At 51.4% G+C, this 1,807-nt stretch carries 2 protein-coding genes; both read right to left on the bottom strand.

Annotation, left to right across the window (positions count from 1 at the left end; all coding sequences use genetic code 11):
• The coding region (locus tag AC1WIP_RS15465) for a response regulator (RefSeq protein WP_481142667.1) at positions 1–384 on the bottom strand (384 nt) is incomplete at its 3' end.
• A 6-nt stretch (positions 385–390) separates the two neighbouring features.
• A partial coding sequence (locus tag AC1WIP_RS15460) for a hypothetical protein (RefSeq protein WP_481142666.1) occupies positions 391–1,807 on the bottom strand: 1,417 nt, incomplete at its 5' end.

Here is a 1,807-nt window from a genome sequence, read left to right as displayed (position 1 = left end):
GGTAGGGCCCCTGAAAGCATAGGTCCTTCGCAGCAGGGCCTGCACCTTGGCGGAAAGCACCTCTAAATCAAAGGGCTTTGTGAGAAAATCGTCTCCGCCCATATTCACCGCCATGACAATGTTCATATTATCACCGGCAGAGGACACAAAGATAATGGGCACCTGGGAAATCTGACGGATCTGTCCGCACCAGTAATGCCCATTAAAAAAAGGAAGCACAATATCCAAAAGCACCAGATGAGGGCAAAACGCAGCAAACTGTGAAAGCACATTGCAAAAATCCTCCACACACGCCACCTGATAGCCCCATTTTTCCAGATGCAGCTTCATGGAACCGGCAATCACTGCATCGTCCTCCACCACCAAGATTTTATATTGATCCATGCTTCTTTACTCACCCGTTTCCTGATTTCCAAAATTCACCACAATATACTCCTCAAGCTCCACCACGGAACCCTGTTTTGGCCAGGCGGGTCCATCCTGCATCAGCTCCCTGGCCTGGGCATAGTGCTCCAGATTGCCGTCCTCCGTAAAGGAAAAGCCATGCATGGACCAAAAGGAAATCAGCTCTCTGTCAAAGCCGTAAAAGGCCGTGGCCCCCCAGTTGATAAAGGAAAGCCTTGGCGTCTCTGCAAAAGCATAGCCCTCCGGGGAATCATATGTTTCAAAAAGCTCCGGGGAGAGCCCCTCCACTAAAAATTTTATCAAAGTGTATTTTTTCGACCACCCAGGACAATAGGCCTTGCTGATCAGGCTCTTTGGCGTCTGATAACTGCCGATGACGCAGACCGGCTTTGAGGTGTCGCAGTTTGCCTGCAGATAAAGGGCCACGTTTTCCATGGTGCGCTTTGTGTCCTCATATTTCATAGCATCCACATAAAACCATTGATTCATCTCATAGCTCTGACGATAGAGAAGCAGGGAGGCTGCCAAAAAGGCCGCCGCCCGCACAGGCAGGCGCTTTCCATTTCTGATCCCCCAGGCAATGAGCAGAACCGCAAACGCCGTGATCAGGGGCACATATTGGCTGGAGCGGTAATAGGTGGCCACCTTCTCCATCACCGGAAGCACCCAGGGAAGCAGTATAATACCCGCTCCCGCCGCCAGAACCCAGCCGTCCCGTTTTCCCACCGCATACCGTATGGAAAAAAACAGCACCACAAGCACCGAAAGCACCAAAACCATCACGGGAAGGTATACCACCGCGTTCAGATAGTATTTCACAAAGAAATCCTTCAGCACATAGACAAGCTCCTCCCTGCCCTGAGGGGAAAACCAGGAGAAAATTCCCTCAAAAATCTCCGAAAGCCCTCTGTCCTCCAGCACATGCTTCTGCTCCTCCAGATGAAATGCCGCCGTGAGAAAACCAGTCACCGCCGCCCGCAAAAGCATCCCCAAAACGCACGCTCCAAGCACATTTAAAATCCACGAAAGGGGCTTTTTTTCATACTCCTTACAGTCTGTCGCACGAACCAGCCAAAAGGTCATCACCATCCCCATCAAAAATACAAGCATAAAGGACTCATAAAAGCCCGCAGCCACAGCGGCAAAAACCGCGCACAAAAAAATCCGGAAAAAACGCTTTTTTAAAGAAAGCCCAACCCCGGCGCGCAGGCTGTCCATGCCCATAAGCACAGCTGCCGCACAGGCCCCATAGCCCAGAAACAGGCCGTTTTGCAGATACCATACCGCCACCTCGCTGATCATGGGGCTGGAAAGCATGGCCGCTGCCGCTATGGTATAGGCCCACACAGATTCACACTCTCCCAGAATCCGATAGAAAACCACACACCAAAGAGTCAAAGAC

This window comes from Acetatifactor sp., assembly GCF_982438285.1.
The sequence above is the reverse complement of the archived record's forward strand: the minus strand, read 5'-3'. Positions and strand labels throughout refer to the sequence as shown.